The 3136-nt window shown below is 69.1% G+C and carries 3 protein-coding genes; all 3 read right to left on the bottom strand.

Translation table 11 applies throughout. The features are described from left to right. Positions 1 to 193: 193 nt before the first annotated feature. Positions 194 to 973: a type I methionyl aminopeptidase gene (gene map / locus Q7F20_RS09060; RefSeq protein ID WP_370871648.1), complete on the bottom strand. Its 780-nt coding sequence runs from the start codon at positions 971 to 973 to the stop codon at positions 194 to 196. A gap of 61 nt (positions 974 to 1034) precedes the next feature. Next, positions 1035 to 1625 carry an adenylate kinase gene (locus Q7F20_RS09055; protein ID WP_305739766.1) on the bottom strand — a complete coding sequence of 197 codons (591 nt, stop codon included), beginning with the start codon at positions 1623 to 1625 and terminating at the stop codon, positions 1035 to 1037. Then, positions 1622 to 2944: a preprotein translocase subunit SecY gene (gene secY / locus Q7F20_RS09050; RefSeq protein ID WP_022906357.1), complete on the bottom strand. Its 1323-nt coding sequence runs from the start codon at positions 2942 to 2944 to the stop codon at positions 1622 to 1624. Before secY ends, Q7F20_RS09055 begins: the two co-directional genes overlap by 4 nt. Between the last annotated feature and the right edge of the window lie 192 nt (positions 2945 to 3136).

The following is a 3136-nucleotide window of genomic DNA, read 5'->3' as shown; positions in this document are numbered from 1 at the left end:
GGGCGGGGCGCGTGCGCGAGCGGGGCGCGTGCGCGGGCGGGGCGCGTGCGCGCGTGTGTCCGTGTGCTGACGACGACGGCGCATGGTCCACACCGCGCAGATGTCGTGGACGTGCGCAGACATCGGACCGGACGCGCGTGGCGGGGCCGCACCGCGCCTCCCGGCCGCCGGGTCCGGACGGGACGGTCGCGACCTACGGGATCGGGACGGGCGTCACCCCGAGCGGAGCGAGGCCCGCGACGCCGCCGTCGGCCGCCGTCAGCACCCAGATGCCGTCGGCGTGCACGGCGACGCTGTGCTCCCAGTGCGCCGCATCGGAACCGTCGAGCGTGCGGACGGTCCAGTCGTCGTCGTCCGTCGAGCTGTCGATCGTGCCGGCCGTGACCATCGGCTCGATCGCGACCACGAGCCCGGGCTTGACCGCCGGACCGGCGCCGCGGACGCGGTAGTTGAAGACGGGCGGGTCCTCGTGCATCGAGCGGCCGATGCCGTGCCCGGTGTAGTCCTCGACGATGCCCCACGCGCCGGTCTCGTCGACGGCGTCCTCGATCACCGCGCCGACCTCGTGCAGGTGCCTGGCGTGCGCCAGCGCCGCGACGCCGTGCCACAGCGCGCGCTCGGTCGTGTCCGAGAGCGTCTGGCGGGCCGCACGGACAGCGGCGTCGCCTCCGGGGAGGACCACCGTGAACGCGCTGTCACCGTTCCAGCCGTCGACCTCGGCTCCGGCGTCGACCGACACGACGTCGCCCGGCTGGAGCACGCGCTCACCCGGGATCCCGTGCACGATCTCGTCGTTCACCGACACGCACAGCGTGTGGCGGTAGCCCGGCACGAGCTGGAAGTTCGGGATGCCCCCGCCGTCACGGATGACCCGCTCGGCGATGGCGTCGAGCTCACCCGTCGTGACGCCCGGACGGATCGCGTCGCGGACCGCCACCAGTGCGTCGTGGGTCAGCAGACCCGGGCGCACCATGGCCCGGAGCTCGTCCGGCGTCTTGTAGATCGAGGGCCCGCGGAACCGCACCACGTCGGGGTCAGACGGCCGCGGTGAGCCCGCGCGAGGACAGCGCGGCCTGGATCCGGTCGCCGACCTCGTCGATGCTGCCCAGTCCGTCGACGTCGACGACGAGCCCACGCTCGCCGTACGCCGCCACGATCGGAGCGGTCTGCTCGGTGTAGACCTGCTGGCGACGACGGATGGTCTCTTCGTTGTCGTCGCTGCGTCCCTGCTCCTCGGCACGCTTCAGGAGGCGGCCGACGAGCTCGTCCTGGTCGGCGACGAGCTGCACGACCGCGTCGATCCCGGTGCCCTGCTCGGCGAGCAGCGCGTCGAGGTACTCGACCTGCCCGACCGTTCGGGGGTACCCGTCGAGCAGGAAGCCGTTCTCGGCGTCGGCCTCGTTCAGCCGGGACTTCACGAGCTCGTTCGTGAGCGAGTCCGGGACGTAGTCGCCCGCGTCCATGATCGCCTTCGCCTGGACGCCGAGCGGGGTGCCCTCTGCGACGTTCTTGCGGAAGATGTCGCCCGTCGAGACGGCGGGGATCCCGAAGGCGTCCGCGATGCGACCGGCCTGGGTGCCCTTCCCGGCTCCGGGAGGTCCGACGATGATGAGACGTGCGCTCAACGGAGAAGCCCTTCGTAGTGACGCTGCTGCAGCTGCGAGTCGATCTGCTTCACGGTCTCGAGGCCGACACCCACGATGATGAGGATGCTCGCGCCACCGAACGGGAAGTTCTGGTTCGCACCGAAGAACGCCAGCGCCGCCAGCGGGATGAGTGCGATGAGACCGAGGTACAGGGAGCCGGGCAACGTCACCCGGGTCAGGACGTAGTCGAGGTACTCGGCCGTCGGACGACCGGCCCGGATGCCCGGGATGAAGCCGCCGTACTTCTTCATGTTGTCGGCGACCTCTTCGGGGTTGAAGGTGATCGCGACGTAGAAGTACGTGAAGCCGACGATGAGCAGGAAGTACAGGACCATGTAGAACCAGTTGTCACCCGAGGTCAGGTTGTTCTGGATCCAGGTCACCCACGCCGCCGGCTCGCTGCCGTCGGAGGGCTGGTTGAACTGCGCGACCAGGGCCGGCAGGTAGAGCAGGGACGAGGCGAAGATGACGGGCACGACGCCGGCCATGTTCACCTTGATCGGGATGTACGTGTTGTTGCCGCCGTACGTGCGACGACCGACCATGCGCTTCGCGTACTGCACGGGGATGCGCCGCTGCGACTGCTCGACGAACACGACGGCCATCATGATGACCAGGCCGACGAGGATGACGAACAGGAACAGCTCGAAGCCGTTCGACTGTTCGATCGCCCAGAGCGCCGACGGGAACTGCGCCGCAATCGAGGTGAAGATCAGGAGCGACATGCCGTTGCCGATGCCGCGCTCGGTGACGAGCTCGCCCATCCACATGATGAGGCCGGTACCGGCGGTCAGGGTGACGACCATGAGCATGATCGCGTACCAGCTGTCGTTCGAGATGATCGACGAGCAGGAGGCCGAGGCGTTCGTGCCGAACAGTGCGCCGGAGCGGGCGACCGTGATGAGCGTCGTGGACTGCAGCACGCCGAGCGCGATGGTGAGGTAGCGCGTGTACTGCGTCAGCTTCGCCTGACCGGACTGCCCCTCCTTGTAGAGGGCGTCGAAGTGCGGGATGACCACGCGGAGCAGCTGCACGATGATCGACGACGTGATGTACGGCATGATGCCGAGCGCGAAGACCGACAGCTTCAGCAGCGCGCCGCCGGAGAAGAGGTTGATCAGGTCGTACAGACCCTGCTGCGACGAGGCGCTGGCGAGGCAGGTCTGCACGGATGCGTAGTCGACGAACGGCGCGGGGATGTACGACCCCAGGCGGAACAGCGCGATGATCGCGAGGGTGAAGCCGATCTTCTTGCGAAGATCTGGGGTGCGCATGATGCGCGCGACCGCTCTGAACACGAGGACTCCGAACTTCTGGGACCGGCCACCCGTCGAGGGGTCGTCACCGGTGTGGTCGGCAGGACCGACCTGGCCGGCGGACGCCGACCACTGTCAAGGAAACCGTAACGGCGGCCCGTGCGCAAACGCACGGGCCGCCGACGGGGGTTCGGGGGGACGGTGCCGGCCCCACCCGCGATCATCTAGGCGGCG

The sequence above is a fragment of the Curtobacterium sp. A7_M15 genome, from assembly GCF_030705415.1.
GTDB lineage: Bacteria > Actinomycetota > Actinomycetes > Actinomycetales > Microbacteriaceae > Curtobacterium.
The sequence above is the reverse complement of the archived record's forward strand: the minus strand, read 5'-3'. Positions and strand labels throughout refer to the sequence as shown.